The sequence below is a fragment of the Paraburkholderia sp. genome, from assembly GCF_026225065.1.
GTDB lineage: Bacteria > Pseudomonadota > Gammaproteobacteria > Burkholderiales > Burkholderiaceae > Paraburkholderia.
Window position 1 is genome coordinate 1 of record NZ_JAMFSB010000100.1, and the last position, 20785, is coordinate 20785.

Below are 20785 nucleotides of genomic sequence, written 5' to 3' on the forward strand. Positions count from 1 at the left end.
CACCGGCGGCCCGCGGGCGCTGTCCCACTGCATCCTGGAGCGCGCCACACCCACCCCCGGCCAGACCTCCCCCGCCCCCAAGAACGCCCCGGCCGAAGGCGCCAAACGCCAGAAGACGCCCAACGAGATCGCGCTGACGATTCTGCTGGTCGCGCTGACCATCGTGTTCCTGGTCGTGACCGTGACGCTGCTGCCTTTCTCGCTCTTCGGTGTCGAAGCCGCGCAGGCGGGGGCGCCGGTCTCGGTGACGACATTGATCGCGCTCCTGGTGTGCCTGATCCCGACCACCATCGCGGGGCTGTTGTCGGCCATCGGCGTGGCCGGCATGAGCCGCATGATGCAGGCCAACGTGATCGCCACTTCCGGCCGCGCGGTGGAGGCGGCCGGCGACGTCGACGTGCTGATGCTGGACAAAACCGGCACCATCACGCTGGGCAACCGTCAGGCCTCGGCCTTCGCGCCGGCGCCGGGCGTGACCGAGCAGCAGCTGGCCGACGCGGCGCAACTGGCCTCGCTGGCCGACGAAACGCCGGAGGGGCGCAGCATCGTGGTGCTGGCCAAGCAGCGCTTCAACATCCGCGCTCGCGACATGGCTTCGTTGCACGCAGTTTTCCTCGCCTTCACCGCGCAAACGCGGATGAGCGGTGTGGACCTGCCGGGCCGCGAGATCCGCAAGGGCGCAGCCGATGCCGTCAAGACTTACGTCGAAGCGAACGGCGGCCGTTATCCTGCTGAAGTGAACAGCGCCGTAGCCGAAGTGGCGCGTCGCGGCAGCACGCCGCTGGTGGTGGCTGAGAAGGTCGAGCAGGGTGCACGCGTGCTCGGCGTGATCGAGCTGAAGGACATCGTCAAGGGCGGTATCAAGGAACGTTTCGCCGAACTGCGCAAGATGGGTATCAAGACCATCATGGTGACGGGCGACAACCGCTTGACGGCAGCCGCGATTGCAGCGGAAGCCGGCGTGGACGACTTCCTCGCGGAAGCCACCCCGGAAGCCAAGCTGACGACGATCCGTGCGCACCAGGCCGAAGGCAAGCTGGTGGCGATGACCGGTGACGGTACCAACGACGCTCCGGCGCTGGCGCAAGCCGACGTCGCAGTGGCGATGAATACCGGCACGCAGGCGGCGAAGGAAGCCGGCAACATGGTCGACCTCGATTCGAACCCGACCAAGCTGATCGAGATCGTCGAAATCGGCAAGCAGATGCTGATGACGCGCGGCTCGCTCACGACGTTCTCGATTGCCAACGACGTCGCCAAATACTTCGCCATCATTCCAGCTGCGTTTGCTACAACGTATCCGGCGCTGAACGCGCTGAACGTGATGCATCTGGCGACGCCGGCCTCGGCGATCATGTCGGCGGTGATTTTTAACGCACTGATCATCGTGCTGCTGATTCCGCTGGCACTGAAGGGCGTGAAGTACCGGCCGCTCGGTGCTTCGATCCTGCTGCGCCGCAATCTGCTGATATATGGCCTGGGCGGGATCATCGTGCCGTTTATCGGCATCAAGCTGATCGACATGGTGCTGGCCGCGTTCGGCTGGGTTTAACAGGCAGTGGCCGGCGGCGTGGGCTGCCGGCTGCGTCTAAAAGGATTGCCAATCATGAAACTTTTTCGTCCGCTTATCGTGATCTTTGTCGTGCTGGCGGCGATCACGGGACTCGCTTACCCCGCTGTAATGACGGCCGTGGGCCAGGCTGCGTTCCACGACCAGGCCAACGGCAGCATGATCGAGCAGAACGGCAAGGTGGTCGGCTCGACGCTGATCGGCCAGCAGTTCGATGCGCCGCAGTACTTCTGGGGCCGTCTGTCGGCCATTAGCCCGAAACCGTACGACCCGACGAGTTCGGGTGGCTCGAACCTCGGCCCGACCAATCCGGCGTTGTCGGATGAAGTCAAAGGCCGTCTCGACGCGCTGAAGGCGGCGGGTACCGATATGTCGAAGCCGGTTCCGGTCGACCTCGTGACCTCGTCAGGCAGCGGCCTCGATCCGGAAATCAGCCCGGCCGCGGCGGCTTACCAGATCGACCGTGTCGCGAAGGCGCGCAAGATGTCGCCGAACGACGTGCAGGCGCTGGTCGACCGCTATACCAGCGGCCGTCAGCTCGGCGTGCTCGGTGAAGCGCGCGTCAACGTGCTGGAGCTCAATCTCGCACTCGACGCTGCGCATCAAGGCTAAGTCTGTAGTCGTGACAAAGACGGCGGCTGGTTTGGCGCCGTCTTTGGCTTTTGTAGAGCGCGCTGTATGATCGAACAGAACAGAACCATAACTAACCACACCGCATGAACCGACCCGATCCAGACGAGTTGCTCGACAAGCTGCAACGCGACGAAGAAAAACGCCAGCGCGGCAAGCTGAAGGTATTCTTCGGTGCGTCGGCGGGGGTGGGCAAGACGTACGCGATGTTGCAGGCCGCGAAGCGGCGCAGCGACGAAGGCTTGGATGTGTTGGTCGGCATCGCCGAAACGCATGGCCGCGGTGAGACCGCGGCACTGCTCGAGGGGCTAGAGGTTTTGCCGCTCGCGCATATCGAATATCGCGGCCGCAAGCTCGGAGAATTCGATCTCGATGCCGCGCTTGCTCGCAAACCGCAACTGATCCTCGTCGACGAACTCGCGCATTCGAACGTGCAGGGCGCACGCCATCTGAAGCGCTGGCAGGATGTCTACGAACTACTCGATGCGGGCATCGACGTCTACACGACGGTCAACGTCCAGCATCTCGAAAGCCTCAATGACGTGGTCGGACAGATCACCGGCATCCGCGTATGGGAGACGGTGCCCGACCGCGTGTTTGACCGTGCCGACGAAGTCACGCTGGTCGACTTGCCGGCCGAGGAACTGCTCGACCGGATGCGCGACGGCAAGGTTTATCTGGCGCAGCAAGCCGAGCGCGCGGTGCGCAACTTCTTCCGCAAGGGCAATCTGATCGCGCTGCGTGAACTGGCGCTGCGCCGCACGGCGGACCGCGTCGATGCGCAGATGCGCGAGTACCGCGCTGACCGCTCGATTCAACGCATCTGGCAGGCACGCGACCGGCTGCTGGTGTGCGTGGGTCCTGGTCCCGAAGCGCCGATTCTGGTGCGCGCGGCGGCCCGTCTTGCCTCTAGTTTGAAAGCCGACTGGCTGGCGGTGTATGTTGAGACGCCGAAGCTGCAACGGCTGCCGGACGCGCGTCGTGAGCGCACGCTCAACGCGTTGCGGCTCGCCGCCGAACTCGGCGCGGAAACCGCCACGCTCGCAGGCGCCGATGCTGTCTCCGCGCTGATCAGTTATGCCCGCGTGCGCAATGTCTCGAAGCTGGTAGCGGGCGCGTCGGCGCGTATCGGTGTGGCTCGCTTGCTACGCCGCCCGCTCGGCGACCGCATCGCGGAGAAGGCGGGGGATCTCGATCTGACCTTGATTCGCGCCTCGTCGGAACGCGACGGCCTCGAACGCCGTACGATCGCCGACGAAGGCGTGAATGCGTGGCGCGAGGCGCTCTCCGCTGCTCGCGAACGACGCTCGCCGCCAGGCGCATACGGCTGGGCACTCACCATCTGCGCTGGCATTACGGCGGTGGCTAGCCAGCTGTTCGCCCATATCGACCTGACCAACCTGGTGATGCTGTACCTGCTCGGGGTGATCTTCACCGCGGTCAAGCTGGGACGCGGACCTGGCGTGGTGCAGTCGTTTGTCAGCGTGGCGGCGTTCGATTATTTTTTCGTGCCGCCGCGCATGTCGTTCTCCGTGTCCGACACGCAGTATCTGCTGACCTTCTTTGGCATGCTGCTGACCTCGCTGGTGATCAGCCATCTGACGTCGAGCCTGCGCCGCGAGGCGAGTGTCGCGCGGCGCCGCGAACAGCGCACCGGCGCGATGTACGCGATGGCGCGCGAGTTGGCCGCGGCGCTGACGATGGAGCAGATCGTCGGCATCGGCAGCCGCCATGTGAGCGAAGTGTTCGGTGCGCGCGTCGCGATCCTGTTGCCGGATAGTGCGGATCAGGTGAAGCAGAAGATCGAAGATCCGGATGCAGCCATCACCCTCGAAGGCGAGGCGCTCGATATCGACGTCGGCCAGTGGGTGTACGACCAGCAGAAGCCAGCCGGTCATGGCACGGATACGCTGCCCGCGGCCGTCGCACTATATTTGCCGCTGAAGGCGCCGATGCGCACGCGCGGCGTGCTGGCGGTGGTAATGCGCGACGAGCGCGAGCTCGCGGTGCCGGAGCAGCAGCGCATGCTCGACGCGTTTGCCGCGCAGATTGCGCTCGCGGTTGAGCGGGTGCACTACGTCGACATCGCGCGCGACGCGCTCGTCAACATGGAGTCGGAGCGCTTGCGTAATTCGTTGCTGTCGGCCATTTCGCACGACCTGCGCACGCCGCTGACGACGATTGTCGGCTTCTCGTCGATGCTCGCGCAGACCCGCGAGGGTCAGGCGGTCAAGCAGCCTGGCGACGAACTCGTGGAAGCGATCCACGAGGAAGCGCTGCGCATGACCGGCATCGTCACCAATCTGCTCGACATGGCGCGTTTGCAGGCGGGCGGTCTGCAACTGAACCGCCAGTGGTCGCTGCTCGAAGAAACCGTGGGCGCTGCGCTGCGCGCATGCCGGCGCGTGCTCGCGAAACACCCGGTGCAGGTGAAACTGGCGCCCGACCTGCCGCTGCTGCAACTCGACGCGGTGCTGATGGAGCGGCTCTTCTCGAACCTGTTCGAGAACGCGGCGAAGTACACGCCGGCCGAGACCCCCCTCGCGATCGGCGCGGACATCATCGACGAGGACGGCAAGCCGTTCGTCCGCGTGACCGTCGACGATACCGGCCCAGGGCTGCCCGTCGGCATGGAAGCGCGCGTGTTCGAGAAATTTACCCGCGGCGAGAAAGAGTCGGCCAAACCCGGTATCGGTTTGGGCCTGGCGATTTGTCGGGCCATTGTCGAAGCACATGGCGGTACTATCGGCGCAATGAACCGGGTGGCGCGCGACGGCCATGTCGAAGGCGCGCGCTTCTGGTTCAATCTGCCCGTGGAGACGCCCCCGCCTGCGCCCGACGTGCAGGAAGATCACGACGAGGGGATGTCCCCCGAGCCGTACCCCAAGCAGACTTCAAAGCCTACCCATGAGTGACCCGAGCATCACCGTCGTCCTGATCGAAGACGAAAAACAGATTCGCCGTTTCGTGCGTGCCTCGCTGGAAGGCGAGGGCATCGTCGTCCACGACGCCGAGACCGGCAAGCAAGGGCTCGTGGAAGCCGCGACGCGCAAGCCTGACCTCGTGATCGTCGATCTCGGCCTGCCCGATACCGACGGGCTCGACGTGATCCGCGAATTGCGCGGCTGGAGCGACCTGCCGGTGATCGTGCTGTCGGCGCGAACCCAGGAGACCGAAAAAGTGGCCGCGCTCGATGCCGGCGCCGACGACTATCTGACCAAGCCGTTTGGCGTGTCCGAGTTGCTGGCGCGGATTCGCGCCCATATGCGCCGGCGCAACCAGGGCGGCGCCAACGAGTCGCCGCAGGTGCATTTCGGCACGGTGACGGTCGACCTGGCGCTGCGCCAGGTGAGCCGCGACGGCGCCGCGATCCATCTGACGCCGCTCGAGTACCGGCTCCTTGCCACGCTGGTGCGGCATGCCGGCCGGGTGCTGACACACCGGCAGTTGCTGCGCGATGTGTGGGGTCCGTCGCATGTCGAGAGCCATCACTACCTACGCATCTATATGGCGCATCTGCGGCAGAAACTGGAGCGCGACCCGGCGCAGCCGGAGCATATCGTCACTGAGACCGGGGTCGGATACCGGCTGGTTGGGGCCGCATAAGAAGCGCCTTGGGCACCGCATGGGTGCCCGTTTGATAACCGCTATTCCCCGCCGCGACCTCAGAACCCCCAATTTTGATATAATTACAGATCGTAAGGACGGCCTTACGCATCTGCATCGAACGGGGACGGCCCCATCTGAATCATGGAGTCGTTTCATGTCCGGGTTTCTTCTGCTGATTGCCGGTTTGCTCGAAGTCGCGTGGGCCGCCGGTCTCAAGACCTCCGAAGGCTTTACCAAGCTGTGGCCGTCCGTGTTCACGGTCGTGACCTCCCTCGGCAGCTTCGCGCTGCTCGCCATCGCCATGCGCCAGTTGCCGCTCGGCACCGCTTACGCGGTGTGGACCGGGATCGGCGCTGTGGGCGCGTTTATTTTTGGCATCGTCATAATGGGCGAAGCGTTAACGGTGGCGCGAGTGGCGAGCGCGTCCCTGATTGTGATCGGCCTGATCGGACTCAAACTCTCCTCCGGCCATTAAAACGGCCCTCCGGCTGCTCGTTTTGCAGTCTATAGCCGGTTTTCGCGGATATTAGAGCCTGAAATTGCAGTCTGCTCTGCGGTCTGCGAATTAACGTGGCTATAATGAAGTCGATATCAATTTAATTTGTCCCGCGTCCGGCTTGGGCGCGGGTCTGACAGCTTCGCTGCAGCGGGTGTCCGCAGTGGCAGAAGCGCCCGGCACGCGTAACGTGCCTGGAGGCTGCCATGCTTGAACCTCTCTCGCTAGCGGCGGGCCTGTCCTGGGGCAGTGGCCTCCGTCTCTATCTGACCGTCCTGTTAGCCGGCGTGTTTGCGCGCCTCGGCCTCGTCCATCTTCCCGATACCTTGTCCGTGCTGGCTTCGCCATGGGTGATCGGGGTGGCGGCCGTGTTGACGGTCACCGAGTTTCTGGCCGATAAAATTCCCGCGTTCGATTCCCTCTGGGACGCGATTCATACCTTTATCCGGATTCCGGCCGGTGCCGTGCTGGCCGCTGGTGCGCTCGGCCATGCCGATCCGGCGCTGCTGACCGTGGCCGCGCTTGCCGGTGGCACGCTAGCCGGTACCGCGCATCTGGCGAAGGCCGGCACGCGCGCGCTGATCAACCTCTCGCCCGAGCCGGTTTCGAACATCGTGACCTCGACCGCCGAGGATGGCCTTGTGTTTGGCGGCCTGCTGCTGGCGCTCTTCGTCCCCGTGCTGTTCCTGCTGCTGATGGTCGGCTTTCTGATGCTGGCGGCCTGGGTGTTGCCGCGTCTGTGGCGCGGCGTGCAGGGCGGCTTTCGCGGCATGGCGACGCATATGGTGTCGCGCTTCGCCAGGAGTCGGCACGATTGAGCGATTCGGCACGAGTTTCGCCGGCGTCGCCAGCGGCTGTCGTCCGCACCACGCCGGGGCGTCGTTTTAACGGGGCCGATCTGTTGCGTCAGGCCGTGCGGATGACCGCCCGTGACTGGCGCGCGGGCGAGTTGACGATGCTGCTGCTGGCGCTGGTGCTGGCCGTAGCGGCCCTCTCAAGCGTCGGCTTCCTCGCCGACCGCCTGCATCTAGGGCTCGAGCGCGACGCGCGGCGCATGATCGGCGCCGACTTCATCGTGCGCTCCGACCATCCCGTCGATTCGCAATTCAGCAATGAGGCCAAATCGCTTGGCCTGCAGATGGCGAACACCGCCATTTTCCCCAGCATGATCAGTACGATGGGTGCCCAGTCGGTCTCGCGGCTGGCGGCTCTCAAAGCTGTCACATCCGCGTATCCGCTGCGTGGCGCGCTGCGCATCGCGACGGCGCCGAACGCGCCCGATCATGAGGCGCAGGGGATTCCCGCGCCAGGCACGGTGTGGGCCGATCAGGCGTTGCTCGACGCGTTGAAGGTGCATGTCGGCGATACGGTGAGGGTCGGCAACCGCACGTTCACGATCGCCGCGATCATCACGCGTGAACTGGACCGCGGCTTCGGCTTCGTCAATTTTTCGCCGCGGTTGATGCTGCGTGACGATGAACTCAAGTCCACCGGCCTGATCGTGTTCGGCAGCCGCGTGACGTACCGGTTGCTGGTGGCGGGTACGCGCCCGGCGGTCGAGAAGTTTGCCGCGTTTTCGCATGCCCGCGTCGACGACGGCAAGATGCGCGGTGTCGCGCTCGAATCGCTGAAGGATGGCCAGCCGCAGGTGCGCGAGACGCTCGATCGCGCGGGCCATTTTCTGACCCTCGTGTCGCTGCTGACGGCGATGTTGGCGGCGGTCGCGATTGCGATGGCCTCACACCGCTACATGCGCCGCCATCTCGACGGCTGCGCGGCGATGCGCTGTCTCGGCGTCAGTCAGCGCACGCTGCGTTCGCTGTTTCTGCTGGAGTTTCTCGGACTAGGTCTGCTTGGCGGAGCAATCGGCGTGCTGCTTGGCTACGCGGGGCATCTGGCGTTGTTGAGCTGGCTCGGCACGCTGATCGACGTAGTGCTGCCGTATCCGAGCGTGTGGCCCGCGGTCGAAGGGATTGCGGCGGGTCTCGTGTTGCTGCTCGGCTTCGCGTTGCCGCCTCTATTGCCGTTGACCCGCGTGCCGCCGGTGCGCGTGCTGCGCCGCGAATGGGGCGAAGAGGCGCGCACGGCGTGGGCCGCGTATGCGCTGGGAATCGTGCTGTTCGCTGCACTGCTGATCGTGGCGGCCGGCGAAGTGAAGCTGGGCGGGATCGTAGCCGGCGGCTTTGCCGGTGGGCTGCTGGTGTTCGCCGTGATCGCCCGTCTCGCGTTGTGGGGCGCCTCGCGCATCGTACGCAGCGAGCGGGTCAACGCGGGCATTGGCTGGCGCTATGCGCTGGCCTCGCTCGAGCGTCGCAGCAGCGCCAGCGCGCTGCAGATCACGGCGCTCGGTATCGGCCTGATGTGTCTGTTGCTGATTGCGATGACGCGTAACGATCTGGTGGACGGCTGGCGCAAATCGACACCGCCCGACGCGCCGAACCAGTTCATCATCGACATTCAGCCCGATCAGCGCGCAGGGGTGACGCAGTACCTCAAGAGCCACGACCTGCCCGATGCGGCGCTCTCGCCGATGGTGCGCGCGCGCCTGATTGCGATCAACGGCAAGCCCATCAATCCGGACCAGTACAAGAGCGAGGATGCCAGGCGCCTCGTCGACCGCGAATTCAATTTGTCGTACACGACGAGCCTGCCTGACGACAACCGGATCGTCGGGGGCAAGTGGTACGGCGACACGAAGGCGCCGCAGATTTCGATCGAGGAAGGACTTGCGAAAACACTCCACGTGAAGGCTGGCGATACGCTGCGTTTCGACGTGACCGGTTTGCAGGTCGACGCGCCGGTGACGAGCATCCGCAAGCTCGACTGGGGCTCGTTCAAGGTCAACTTTTTTGTGCTGATGCCGCCTGCCGCGTTGCAGGATTTTCCGGCGAGCTTCATTACGAGTTTCCACTTGCCGCCCGAGAAGAGCGCGACGATCGATGGCCTGATCGGGGCGTATCCGAATCTCACGGCCATCGATGTGGGCCCGATTCTCGCGCAGATGCAACGCATGCTGGAGCAGGTGATCGGCGCGGTGCAGTTCCTGTTTGCGTTCACACTCGCCGCTGGTGTGCTGGTGCTGTATGCGGCGCTCGCCGGCACGCGCGACGAGCGTATGCGAGAATCCGCGCTGCTGCGCGCGCTCGGTGCATCGCATCGGCAGGTGCGCGCGGTGCAGGTGGCGGAGTTTGTCGCGGTGGGCGCTTTGGCCGGGCTGATGGCAGCGATAGGCGCGGAGGTAGTTGGGTGGCAACTCGCGACGCGAGTGTTTTTCTTCTACCTGAACTTCGACCCGTGGCTGCTGCCTGCCGGTGTCGCAGCAGGCATTGCCTGCGCGGGCGTCGGCGGCTGGTTGAGCCTGCGTCATGTGCTGGCCCGTCCCGCGTTGCAATCGCTGCGCGATGCGTGATACCTGAGCGGCGGCAAGCGCGTAGTTTTTTCTTCGATTCCTTTTGCAGATTGCAGTTGACCGTATGACCGATCCGATCGACGAAGCGCCGGCGCAACCGACGGCCTTCGAACTGGTGGGCGGCGAGGCGCGCGTGCGCGAACTCATCGACCGTTTCTATGACCTCATGGACCTCGAGCCCGAATTCGCGGGAATCCGCGCCCTGCATCCGCCGACCCTCGACGGCTCGCGCGACAAGTTCTTCTGGTTCCTGTGCGGTTGGCTGGGCGGCCCGGACCACTACATCAGCCGCTTCGGCCACCCGCGTCTGCGCGCCCGGCACCTGCCGTTTTCGATTGCTTCGAGCGAGCGCGATCAGTGGCTGCGCTGCATGGCGTGGGCGATGCAAGACGTGGGGCTGGACGAGCCGCTGCGGGAGCGTCTGCTGCACTCGTTCTTTGATACGGCTGACTGGATGCGGAACCGGCCGGATTGATGGGGAAGGGGAGACACGTCGGATGAGCGAGCAGTCGGGTTCGGTTGCGCATGACGCCACGGCCGATTACGCCGCGCTCGACGAGCGGGCGCGAGCGGTGCTCGACTGCTGGTTCGGTGCGCCGGATTCCGCTACCTATGGGCAGGACAGAAAGCTCTGGTTCAAGCGCGATGCGGCGTTCGACGCGATGCTGCATGAGCGCTTCGGTGAACTGCTTGATCTCGCCGTGCAGGGTGTGCTGGATGCGTGGGCGGATACACCGCTTGGCGGTCTTGCGCTCGTCATCGTGCTCGATCAGTTTTCACGCAATCTATACCGCGGGACGGCACGAGCATTCGCTGGCGATGAGCATGCGCTGAGGATTGCCAGGCAAATGATCGCAAGCGGTGCTGACCAGCGTCTGCCAACTCTGTTACATCGCGCCTTTGCATATCTGCCGTTCGAGCATGATGAGTCTCTTGCCAGCCAGCGCGAATCGCTGCGGCTCTTCAAAACGTTCGAAGCGCAGCCGAAGAGGGTCGCGAGTTACTACGATGCCGCAGTCAGGCACGCGGCGGTCATCGAACGGTTTGGGCGGTTTCCACATCGCAACGCGGCGCTGGGGCGTGTGTCTACCGAAGAAGAGCAGGACTTCCTGCGCAAACCAGGATCGTCGTTCTGAGAAGCGTGTGCTGTGCCCAGGTTATAGCGCGCGGCAGCCGAACGAAAAATCAGCGTCCACCGGCCACATCAAGCACGGCGCCGGTCACATACGAAGCCGCATCGCTTAGCAGCCAGACGATGCCTTCCGCGACTTCATCTGCGCTGCCAGGGCGACCGAGCGGCGTCTGCGAGCCAAGCACTGCGGCACGGTCCGGACGCCCGCCACTGGCATGGATCTCGGTATCGATCAGACCAGGCCGCACCGCATTCACGCGTATCCCCTGCGGGCCGAGTTCCTTGGCAAGGCCAAGCGTCATCGTATCGATAGCGCCTTTCGAGCCCGCGTAGTCGACGTACTCGTTCGGCGCACCGAGACGCGCGGCCGCCGAGGAGAGATTGACGATCACACCGCCTTCGCCGCCGCGGTCCTTCGACATCCGGCGCGCAGCTTCCCGGGCACACAAATAAGCGCCAAGAACGTTGACGTCGAACATGCGCTGCAGGCGTGCCACATCCATATCGGCGAGCGGCATCCCAGGGGCGACAATGCCCGCGTTGTTCACCAGTGCATCGATCCGGCCGAACGCGTGGATGACGGCGTCGAACATTCCAATCACGTCCGCTTCGCTCGCAACGTCACCTTTGATCACGCGGGCATGGCCGCCGGCCCGTCCGACTTCCGCTGCGGTTTCGTGCGCGGCGGCTTCGTTATTGGCGTAGTTCACACCGACCGACCAGCCGCGTGCGCCCAGCAAACGCGCTGTCGCGCGGCCGATGCCGCGGCTTGCGCCCGTGATCAGAACGACCTTCGTCATGGATGATTGCCCTTTCTAAGCGGTAAGCGGTGAGCAGCCTGCGACGCTCAAACCGCGTCGCGGTTATCGGCCCATTTGTCTTTCGGCGGCGGTTGATAACCACGCAGCCTAGCGATCAACCCCACCGGGTCTGAATCGACCTGCAGGATGTCGAAATAGGTCTGGCGCATGAAGCCTTCCTGCACCGTATGCTCGAGCATCGCAATCAGCGGATCGTAGTAGCCGTCTATGTTGAGCAGCGCCACGGGCTTCTGGTGATAGCCCAGTTGCGCCCATGTATAGACTTCGAACAGTTCTTCGAGCGTACCCGCACCGCCGGGCATTGCAACGAACGCATCCGACAGGTCTGCCATCATCTTCTTGCGCTGGTGCATGTCGGGCACCACGTGCAATTCAGTCAGGCCGTTATGGCCGACTTCCTTGTTGACGAGCAGTTCGGGAATCACACCAATGGCACGGCCGCCAGACTCCATCACGGCATCGGCAATCGTGCCCATCAGGCCGACCTTGCCGCCGCCGTAGACGAGCGCGAGGCCTGCCTCGACCAGGGCCCGTCCGAAGCCGCGGGCGGCCTCGGCGTAGAGTGGTTTGGCTCCGTTAGAAGAGCCGCAGTACACACATACCGCCTTCATGTTCAAACGTCCTTCGGTTCGTTGCGCGGCGCGGCGCCTTCCTTTTGCGGCAGGTAGTCGTAGAACTCGCGCTTGGGCAGTTTGCCCGAAATCAGATCGTCGAACAGTTGCCGCGAGCGGCCCCGCAGATACGGCGCCATCAGCGAGACGATCTGCACGCTGACCTGATGCAGTTCGGCCTGGATCGCTTCCTGCTCGTTGTATTTGCGCGGGTTCATCACGAACTGGTACGACAGCCAATAAGTGCCGATCACGCCGACGTTAGTGGCGATCACGTTCAGTTCGTCCGGTGTCGCCACCATTTCCCCATCTGCGACGAGTTGATCGCAGAACTGGCTGGCAAAGCGCACCTTGTGGCTGATGATCTGCTTGAAGTGCGTTTCGAGCGTCCGGTTGCGCGCCAGTAGATCGTTCAGGTCGCGATACAGGAAGCGATAGCGCCACGTGAAATCGACCATGTACTGCAGGTAGGACCACATCTCGTCGATCGTCGCGCGGTGATCGTCCGGAAAGCGCAGACGCTTTTCGATCTCCTGCTCGAACTGGCTGAAGATGCTGTTGATGATGTCGTCTTTGTTGCGGAAGTGGTAGTACAGATTGCCCGGACTGATTTCCATTTCCTCGGCGATCGTCGTCGTCGTGACGTTCGGCTCGCCGATTTCGTTGAATAGCTTCAACGACAGTTCGAGAATCCGTTCGCGGGTGCGGCGGGGAGGTTTTGCTTCCATGTCGTCCGGCCCTGGTAGCGCCAGGCTCGTCGCGCAGCGCTGTGCCGCTGCTGCGAGCTAACCCTGACGCGGTTGGTATATTTCGAGACTATCGAACGATTATAAACCGACCGTTCTCATACCCAAGCCAAAGTCAGGGTTTTCACGCCGTGGTGGCATATGGGACGCGAGGCTAGAGCCACGCCCGAATCCAATGCACCAACAATGGGCCGACAATCAGCACCCATGTCATCAGACACATGCCGAGCGCCACCATCACGGCGGCGCTGCCGAGATCCTTGGCGCGCCGCGACAATTCATGCCGTTCGAGCGAGATACGGTCAATAGCGGCCTCGACGCTCGAATTCAGCAGTTCGACGATCAGCACCAGCAGCACCGAGCCGAGCAGCAGCACGCGGCTCACCGGGTCGACGGGGACAATCACGCCGCAGGGCACGAGGATGGCTGCCAGCGTCAGTTCCTGGCGGAACGCGCTTTCTTCGCGGATTGCGACCTGAAAGCCGGCCAGCGAGTTTTTCATTGCGTGCCATGCACGCGTTACGCCGCGATTGCCCTTGTAGGGGTTGAAAGGCAAGGGTGCGAGGGGATCGTCCGGGCCAAGCGGCTCGTGGGCTTCGGCGTGCGCGTCGTGCGCAGCGCCTGACGCGCCGGCGGATTGCCGTGCCTGCCCGTGGGTCTGCGCGTCGTTCGCGGAATGTGAATTTGGCTGCAGCGAAGGACCCGCCCCGCGGCGCAGCGACGCGTTGTCCGCCGCCTGTGGCGTGCTCGCTTCGTGGACATCGTCGAACGGATCGATGCCGGTCCGATCCGTTTCGACGGAATGCAGCGTGTCGTGCGGGGCACGCCGGACGCTGGAGGGTCTTGCTCGCATGGGCGGCTTGGCGGAGCGCGTCACGCGGCCGCGCTCTCCTCGCTGAACGTAGGCCGCGGCAGCGGCTTCAGATGCGCGGCGAACTGCTCGGAGGCGGCGGTCCACGAAAAGCGCTCGGCCCATGCACGGGCATGATTGCGGTCGATTTTAAGCGCGTCGAGGCAGGCTTCACGCAGGTCTTCGTTCATCGCGCCGGCACCGCCGTCGCCGAGCACGTCGATCGGGCCGGTGACGGGGTATGCCGCGACCGGCGTGCCGCAGGCGAGCGCTTCGAGCAGCACGAGGCCGAACGTATCGGTGCGGCTCGGGAACACGAACACGTCAGCTGCGGCGTACACCTTGGCGAGTTCGGCCTGGGTCAGCACGCCCAGATAGTTCACCGTCGGATAGCGCGACTTCAGTTCGGCTAGCGCCGGGCCTTCACCGGCCACCCACTTCGAACCGGGCAGATCCAGCTTCAGAAACGCTTCGACGTTCTTTTCCACCGCCACGCGTCCGACGTACAGGAAGATTGGCCGCGCCGTGTTGAGCACCTTGGAGTCCATCTGATGGAAGATATCCAGGTCGACGCCACGAGTCCACAGCACCACGTTCGTGAAGCCGAATTTTTCGAGGTCGGTCTTGACGACCGGCGTCGGCGCCATCACGGCCAGCGATGCCTTGTGGAACCAGTGCAGGAACTTGTAGGTCACGGCGAGCGGAACGCCGAAGCGGGCCTGCACGTATTCCGGGAAGCGAGTGTGATATGCGGTCGTGAAGGGCAGCTTGTGCTTGATCGCGTAAGCGCGCGCGGCCATGCCGAGCGGGCCTTCGGTGGCGATGTGCAGCGCATCCGGCGCGAACGTGTCGATGCGCTCGTGCAGCTTGCGCTTCGGAAACAGCGACAGGCGGATTTCAGGGTACGTCGGACACGGGATCGTCTTGAATTCGAGCGGCGTCAACAGGTCGACACGGTGGCCAAGCGCGGTGAGTTCGCGGGTCGTGTTCTTCAGCGTGCGTACCACGCCGTTGACCTGCGGCTCCCATGCATCGGTGACGATCATGATCTTCATCGGTTTGGCCCAATAGAAGTTAAAAGGGATGACGCGGGTACTGCTGATTGGCCACTAGGCGGTCGCGCGGGCCTTTTGCGCGCTGACTTCAGGCGCGCGCATCACGGTCCAGTAGATCACCTTGAGTTCACCTTCGAAGGTCTCGACGAGCGCCGACAGGCTTTCGACCCAGTCGCCGTCGTTGCAATACAGCACGCCGTCGATATCGCGAATCTCCGCCTTGTGGATGTGGCCGCAGACCACGCCGTCACAACCGCGGCGACGCGCTTCATCGGTCATCACACGTTCGAACGAGGAGATGAAATTCACCGCGTTCTTCACCTGATGCTTGAGGTACTGCGACAGCGACCAGTACTGGAAGCCGAGACGGCTGCGGATCCGGTTGAACCAGCGGTTCAGCACGAGGATCACTGTGTAGAGCGTGTCGCCGAGGTAGGCGAGCCACTTCGCATGCTGGATCACGCCGTCGAACAGGTCGCCATGCACGATCCACAGGCGCTTGCCGGCGAGCGTGGTGTGAAACGCTTCGCCGCGCACATGGATGTCGCCAAAGGCGAGGTCGCAGAACTGACGCGCGGCTTCGTCGTGATTGCCGGGGATGTAGACGACCTGGGTGCCTTTGCGGGCTTTACGCAGGATTTTCTGCACCACGTCGTTGTGCGCCTGCGGCCAGTACCAGCCCTTTTTCAACTGCCAGCCGTCGATGATGTCGCCGACCAGGTACAGATACTCCGAGTCGTTGTGGCGCAGGAAGTCGAGCAGATACGACGCCTGGCAGCCGCTCGAGCCCAGATGGATATCGGACAGCCAGATCGTGCGGTAGCGGTGCGGCTCCTCGTGGTCATCGTCCTGATGGCCAGGTTGCGGTTCCGAAGAGAGCGGTGGCAGTGGGATCGGCAGGCCGGCGCCGAAGGAGGCAGAGTCAGGCCGGAAAGCGACGGGGTCGACGCTCGGGCCAGTCTGGCGGAACAAGGAAGTCGCGGACGTTTTGGGGTCCATGGCTCACGCGTCGAGTTGCAGTGCCCGTATTGCGCCATCCGCGTGTGACTATGCCGTGACAGTCACGAGAACTTCTTATTACGCGGAAGGCGAGGCGGCAGTGACGATGCGTGTGCGGGCGAGCCGGTCATGGAGAAACTGGCGGCTGGCGCCCAGCCGCCCGGTGGCGGCCCACAGGACGAACCAGACCGCAGCAATCATGAGCGTGTGCGGCAGCGAGAGCCCGAGCAGGGGATGGAGCGCCAGCGGCGGCAGAAACCACAGCCAGGCCAGCAGATAGCGCACGATGGCCCGCGGTGCGGAGAGCGGCGAGCCGTCCGCGGTGACTACGCGTAGCCGCCAGGTTTTCATGGGTAGGGTTTGTCCGCTGTGGGTCCAAAACCACACAAAGTACAGGCCGACCACGAAACCGATCCATGCGGCCATGATGTTGTGGTGGGTCAGGCCGTTGCGTTGCTGGGTCAACGTGCTGAAGAGATACCCGGCGATGAAGACCACACCGAACAGGATGACGCCCTCGTAGAGCATCGTCGCGAGCCGACGGCGTACTGACGGCGTGGCCTGCGACGGAGCCGCGGACGGTTGGGGCGTGGCAAGCGGATCGGACACGTTGGGCGCGGTGGGCACGTTCATAGGTGGGAGACAGGAGCCAGGGCCGGAGTGGGCGCGCCGTGTTCAGGAGCCGCCGTTATAAATCGACGGCGTTTCGCGCGGCATGATCGGCGCTGGCGTTTGCGCGGGCGGGACAAGGCTGCCGGTGGGCGGCACCGGCGGCGCGACCGGCAGCGTGGCGCCGGTACCGGATGCGCTGGCCGTCGCGACCACACCGCTGGCGGCACGTTCGCGCCCGTTGACGAGGCGTTCGATGTCTTTTAGCTCACTTTTGCCGGTGGGAGGCGCGCTCACGACCGTTGGCCGCCGCTTGCGCTCGCTCGCCGCGAGCCGCTCTTTCTGTTCTTCCGGCAGCTGCTGGTACGCCTTCCAGGCCTTCTGGCGCGCTTCCCGCGGCAGGTCCTTCGAAACCTGATAGTTTTCGCGCGCGACGCGGCGCTGGTCCGGCGTCAGGCGGACCCATTCGGTCATGCGGTCGTGCAGGCCTTTTTGCTGTTCAGGCGTCAACTTCGAGTAACGTGAGGCGATCTTGATCCATTTTCGCTTGCGTTCGACGCTAAAGGTATCCCAGACGTCCGCAAACGGCGCGAGCGCGACATGTTCGGCATCGGAGAGGCGCGGCCATGACAGCGGACTGCTGTTGCTGGCCAGCCCTGGAATTTCAACGCCCAATGCCGGGGTAGCAGGTTTGGCGGGCAAACCGCCAGCAGCCGTCGGCGCCGCAACGCTCAAGGCGCTCGGGTAGAAGCGCGGATAGGTGGCGGCAAACGACACGACGGCCGCAATGGCACACCCGAAAACAACGGCGAGGCCGCGCTTGTAACTCACCCGAAGAGTCTCCCGCTTAGTGCGCGCGCGACAGATACGCGTTGAAGCCGTGATCGAGGTATGCGTTGAGCGGCAGATCGTCACTCAGCATTGCGGCGTCAATATCGGCGAGTTCAGCGGTGCGTTGCTGGTCTTCCCAGTAGGCGATCGCCACGAGGCTGACCACGAGCGCTGCCAGCGGCCAGGCGAGCGCGAAGCGGCGCAGCGGTGAACGGCGGCGTTGCGGGGCTTCGGCCTGCGGCATGCCGGACAGCGCCCCGGCGGCGCCGGCAAAGGCGGGCACGAACACGGGCGCGCTCACCGGCTCGGGCTTCTTGCGGGCGAGCGCGGCGCGGCGCGCCACGGCGAGACGGTCGACTGTGGCGGGGGAAATACTGGCGGCGTTTTCGTCGAGCGCGCGGCGTACTTGCCTCGCGAATTCGAGTTCTTTTGTATCGAGAGAGGAGCTCATAGCGTGATTCCTTTGGCCTTGAGCGCTTGTGCCAGCGTATGGGTGGCTCGCGAACAGTGTGTTTTTACACTGCCTTCGGAGCAGCCCATCGCAGCAGCAGTCTCGGCGACATCCATATCTTCCCAATAACGCATGAGAAACGCCTCCCGTTGACGTGCCGGTAATTTTTGGATCTCGTCGTCAATCAACTGTAAGACTTGTTCGCGCTCGAGCCTCTGTTCGCTGCTCTCGGCGCCTATGGAGCCTTCTTGCGCTTCGAATGTCTCCAGCGGGTCGAACTCGTCGTCGTCGGCGTTGCCGAGCGAGGAGAACAGACTGACCCAGGTATTGCGTACTTTCTGCCGACGAAAATAGTCGTGCATCGCATTCTGCAGAATACGCTGAAACAGCAGCGGAAGTTCGGCCGGTGGTCGGTCGCCGTATTTTTCGGCGAGCTTGATCATCGCGTCTTGCACGATATCGAGCGAGGCGTCGTCGTCCCGCACGGCGTAGACCGTCTGCTTGAACGCGCGCCTTTCGACGCCCGCCAGAAAATCGGCGAGTTCCTTGTCTGATGCCATCCGTTGGGGGTCGGCGCAGCGAGCGTGCGCGTAATCGATCGAAATTGTCGTAAAGCTGGCGGATGCTAACAAACTTTCGCCCTGCTGGGGAAAAACACGAAGCCTTATCGATACTTATGACAGCTGTTTTTACTTTTTTCGTCATGGCGTGACGGCCGGTGCGGAAATATTTTCTTGACCATCTTGCCGTCTGCAGATATCTTCGACGGTTCGCAACATAAGTGACTTGTCTCATTTGAGGTGTGGCCCAAGAAGCTCACCTGTCAAAGTGGACGCGCCGCTTGAACCCGAGCCACAAGCCCGGCAGAGAGCACCCGATCAATTTTTTGCCGAAAATTCGAAAGGTGATTGTGATGAATATGCCCAGCGCGGAATTCTCCACGTCGGATACGACTCCCCATCGCGAAACTGACTCTTCTATCGGTGCCACCGTGCTCATGCGCGCATTGGCCGACGAAGACGTCGAGTTTGTCTGGGGCTATCCTGGCGGCTCGGTACTCTACATCTACGACGAGCTGTACAAGCAGGACAAATTCCAGCACATCCTCGTGCGCCACGAACAAGCCGCTGTCCATGCCGCAGACGCCTATGCGCGTTCTACGGGCAAGGTCGGCGTGTGTCTCGTGACCTCCGGCCCCGGCGTCACCAATGCGGTGACCGGCATCGCAACCGCCTACATGGATTCGATTCCTCTGGTGGTGATCAGCGGCCAGGTGCCCACAGCCGCCATCGGCCAGGATGCGTTCCAGGAGTGCGATACGGTCGGCATCACGCGGCCGTGCGTGAAGCACAACTTCCTCGTGAAGGACGTGCGCGATCTCGCCTCTGTCGTCAAGAAAGCGTTCTACATCGCCCGTACCGGCCGGCCCGGCCCGGTGCTGATCGACATTCCGAAAGACGTGTCGAAAGCGCCTTGCCAGTACGAACCGCTGAAGAGCGTTTCGCTTCGCTCGTATAACCCGGTGACGAAAGGCCATTCGGGCCAGATCCGTAAGGCCGTGGCCTTGCTGCTCGGTGCGAAGCGTCCGTATATCTACACCGGCGGCGGCATCATCCTCGCGGATGCGTCGCGGGAGCTGAACCAGTTCGCCGATCTGCTCGGCTACCCCGTCACCAACACGTTGATGGGTCTGGGCGGCTATCGCGCAAGCGACAAGAAATTCCTCGGCATGCTCGGCATGCACGGCACGTACGAAGCCAATATGGCCATGCAGAACTGCGATGTTCTGATCGCCATCGGTGCGCGCTTCGACGACCGTGTGATCGGCGATCCGGCGCATTTCGCGTCGGTGCCGCGCAAGATCATCCATATCGACATCGATCCTTCTTCCATCTCCAAGCGCGTCAAGGTCGACATTCCGATCGTCGGCGACGTCAAGGAAGTGCTGAAGGATCTGATCGAGCAGTTGCAGACGGCCGAGCATGGCCCGGACACCGCGGCGCTTGCCTCTTGGTGGAAGGACATCGAAGCCTGGCGCGCCAAAGACTGCCTGAAGTTCGACCGCAAGAGCGACATCATCAAGCCGCAGTACGTGGTGGAAAAGGCCTACGAACTGACCGACGGCAATGCCTTCGTGTGTTCGGACGTCGGCCAGCACCAGATGTGGGCGGCGCAGTTCTATCGCTTCAACAAGCCGCGCCGCTGGATCAATTCCGGTGGTCTCGGCACGATGGGCTTCGGCCTGCCGGCGGCGATGGGCGTGAAGATGGCGCACCCGGACGACGACGTGCTCTGTATCACGGGCGAAGGCTCGATCCAGATGTGCATCCAGGAGCTCTCGACCTGCAAGCAGTACGAAACGCCGATCAAGATCATTTCGCTGAACAACCGCTATCTGGGCATGGTGCGCCAGTGGCAGCAGATCGAATACAGCAAGCGCTATTCACATTCGTACATGGATGCGCTGCCGGATTTCGTGAAGCTTGCCGAAGCGTACGGCCATGTTGGCATGCGGATTGAGCGGACCGCGGACGTCGAGCCGGCGCTGAAGGAAGCGCTGCGCCTGAAAGACCGCACGGTGTTTCTCGACTTTCAGACCGATCCGACCGAGAACGTCTGGCCAATGGTTCAGGCCGGCAAGGGCATCACTGAGATGCTGCTCGGTGCGGAAGATCTATAACGACGGTTCTGTAGCGCCGGCTTCTTTTTGCGCGCCTCCACAAAAGGCGAAGGCGGACGAAGCGGCGCGAACCGGCTCGCATACGTCGACAAAACATCTGGAAGAAGCGAAACCATGAGACATATTATTTCTGTCCTGCTGGAAAACGAACCGGGCGCGCTCTCGCGTGTGGTCGGCCTCTTTTCCGCACGCGGGTACAACATTGAAACCTTGACGGTGGCCCCGACCGAAGACCATTCGCTGTCGCGTATGACCATCGTTTCCATTGGCTCGGATGACGTGATCG

At 63.4% G+C, this 20785-nt stretch carries 21 protein-coding genes; 11 read left to right on the top strand and 10 right to left on the bottom strand.

The annotated features are described in order from the left end of the window. The 9 genes from kdpB to M0954_RS07585 form a co-directional block, all read left to right on the top strand. The coding region (kdpB, locus tag M0954_RS07545; protein ID WP_297352426.1) for a potassium-transporting ATPase subunit KdpB at positions 1-1552 on the top strand (1552 nt) is incomplete at its 5' end. Between the two features lie 51 nt (positions 1553-1603). Then, positions 1604-2182: a potassium-transporting ATPase subunit KdpC gene (gene kdpC, locus M0954_RS07550; protein WP_122155602.1), complete on the top strand. Its 579-nt coding sequence runs from the start codon at positions 1604-1606 to the stop codon at positions 2180-2182. 104 nt (positions 2183-2286) lie between these two features. Continuing rightward, entirely contained in the window at positions 2287-5115 is a 2829-nt protein-coding gene (locus M0954_RS07555) for a DUF4118 domain-containing protein (RefSeq protein WP_297352428.1), read from the top strand. Then, entirely contained in the window at positions 5108-5806 is a 699-nt protein-coding gene (gene kdpE, locus M0954_RS07560; RefSeq protein WP_122154058.1) for a two-component system response regulator KdpE, read from the top strand. Before M0954_RS07555 ends, kdpE begins: the two co-directional genes overlap by 8 nt. Positions 5807-5963: 157 nt before the next feature. Then, on the top strand, positions 5964-6284 hold the full coding sequence (gene sugE / locus M0954_RS07565) for a quaternary ammonium compound efflux SMR transporter SugE (protein ID WP_297352430.1): 321 nt from the start codon (positions 5964-5966) through the stop codon (positions 6282-6284). Positions 6285-6511: 227 nt separating this feature from the next. Continuing rightward, positions 6512-7123 carry a DUF4126 domain-containing protein gene (locus M0954_RS07570; protein WP_074265334.1) on the top strand — a complete coding sequence of 204 codons (612 nt, stop codon included), beginning with the start codon at positions 6512-6514 and terminating at the stop codon, positions 7121-7123. Between the two features lie 101 nt (positions 7124-7224). Then, entirely contained in the window at positions 7225-9714 is a 2490-nt protein-coding gene (locus M0954_RS07575) for an FtsX-like permease family protein (protein ID WP_123385848.1), read from the top strand. A gap of 64 nt (positions 9715-9778) precedes the next feature. Continuing rightward, entirely contained in the window at positions 9779-10189 is a 411-nt protein-coding gene (locus M0954_RS07580) for a group II truncated hemoglobin (protein WP_122154060.1), read from the top strand. 22 nt (positions 10190-10211) lie between these two features. Continuing rightward, positions 10212-10850: a DUF924 family protein gene (locus tag M0954_RS07585; RefSeq protein ID WP_297352432.1), complete on the top strand. Its 639-nt coding sequence runs from the start codon at positions 10212-10214 to the stop codon at positions 10848-10850. A 49-nt stretch (positions 10851-10899) separates the two neighbouring features. Here M0954_RS07585 and M0954_RS07590 read toward each other — a convergent pair whose 3' ends face one another. The 10 genes from M0954_RS07590 to M0954_RS07635 form a co-directional block, all read right to left on the bottom strand. Next, positions 10900-11646 carry an SDR family oxidoreductase gene (locus M0954_RS07590; protein ID WP_123384475.1) on the bottom strand — a complete coding sequence of 249 codons (747 nt, stop codon included), beginning with the start codon at positions 11644-11646 and terminating at the stop codon, positions 10900-10902. 47 nt (positions 11647-11693) lie between these two features. Beyond that, positions 11694-12278 (bottom strand): TIGR00730 family Rossman fold protein, encoded by a 585-nt coding sequence (locus M0954_RS07595; protein ID WP_123384474.1) that lies wholly within the window; start codon positions 12276-12278, stop codon positions 11694-11696. A 2-nt stretch (positions 12279-12280) separates the two neighbouring features. Beyond that, positions 12281-13006, bottom strand: coding sequence for a TetR/AcrR family transcriptional regulator (locus tag M0954_RS07600; protein ID WP_122154064.1), 726 nt, complete (start codon positions 13004-13006; stop codon positions 12281-12283). A gap of 172 nt (positions 13007-13178) precedes the next feature. Beyond that, positions 13179-13877, bottom strand: a complete 699-nt coding sequence (locus M0954_RS07605; protein WP_122155604.1) for a diacylglycerol kinase — start codon at positions 13875-13877, stop codon at positions 13179-13181. A 20-nt stretch (positions 13878-13897) separates the two neighbouring features. Continuing rightward, positions 13898-14929 (bottom strand): glycosyltransferase family 1 protein, encoded by a 1032-nt coding sequence (locus M0954_RS07610; RefSeq protein WP_122154065.1) that lies wholly within the window; start codon positions 14927-14929, stop codon positions 13898-13900. Between the two features lie 54 nt (positions 14930-14983). Continuing rightward, positions 14984-15928, bottom strand: coding sequence for a UDP-2,3-diacylglucosamine diphosphatase (locus tag M0954_RS07615; protein WP_122154066.1), 945 nt, complete (start codon positions 15926-15928; stop codon positions 14984-14986). Between the two features lie 78 nt (positions 15929-16006). Continuing rightward, positions 16007-16537: an RDD family protein gene (locus M0954_RS07620; protein WP_123385847.1), complete on the bottom strand. Its 531-nt coding sequence runs from the start codon at positions 16535-16537 to the stop codon at positions 16007-16009. Positions 16538-16603: 66 nt separating this feature from the next. After that, entirely contained in the window at positions 16604-17368 is a 765-nt protein-coding gene (locus M0954_RS07625; RefSeq protein WP_297352434.1) for a DUF3106 domain-containing protein, read from the bottom strand. 16 nt (positions 17369-17384) lie between these two features. After that, the gene (locus tag M0954_RS07630; RefSeq protein WP_297352436.1) at positions 17385-17819 is read right to left on the bottom strand and encodes a DUF3619 family protein; all 435 of its coding nucleotides are present in this window, start codon (positions 17817-17819) and stop codon (positions 17385-17387) included. Next, positions 17816-18379 carry an RNA polymerase sigma factor gene (locus M0954_RS07635; RefSeq protein ID WP_122154069.1) on the bottom strand — a complete coding sequence of 188 codons (564 nt, stop codon included), beginning with the start codon at positions 18377-18379 and terminating at the stop codon, positions 17816-17818. Before M0954_RS07635 ends, M0954_RS07630 begins: the two co-directional genes overlap by 4 nt. 353 nt (positions 18380-18732) lie before the next feature. Here M0954_RS07635 and M0954_RS07640 point away from each other — a divergent pair, with 353 nt between their 5' ends. Further along, positions 18733-20499 carry an acetolactate synthase 3 catalytic subunit gene (locus M0954_RS07640; protein ID WP_122154070.1) on the top strand — a complete coding sequence of 589 codons (1767 nt, stop codon included), beginning with the start codon at positions 18733-18735 and terminating at the stop codon, positions 20497-20499. Positions 20500-20613: 114 nt separating this feature from the next. After that, the coding region (gene ilvN, locus M0954_RS07645; RefSeq protein WP_297352438.1) for an acetolactate synthase small subunit at positions 20614-20785 on the top strand (172 nt) is incomplete at its 3' end.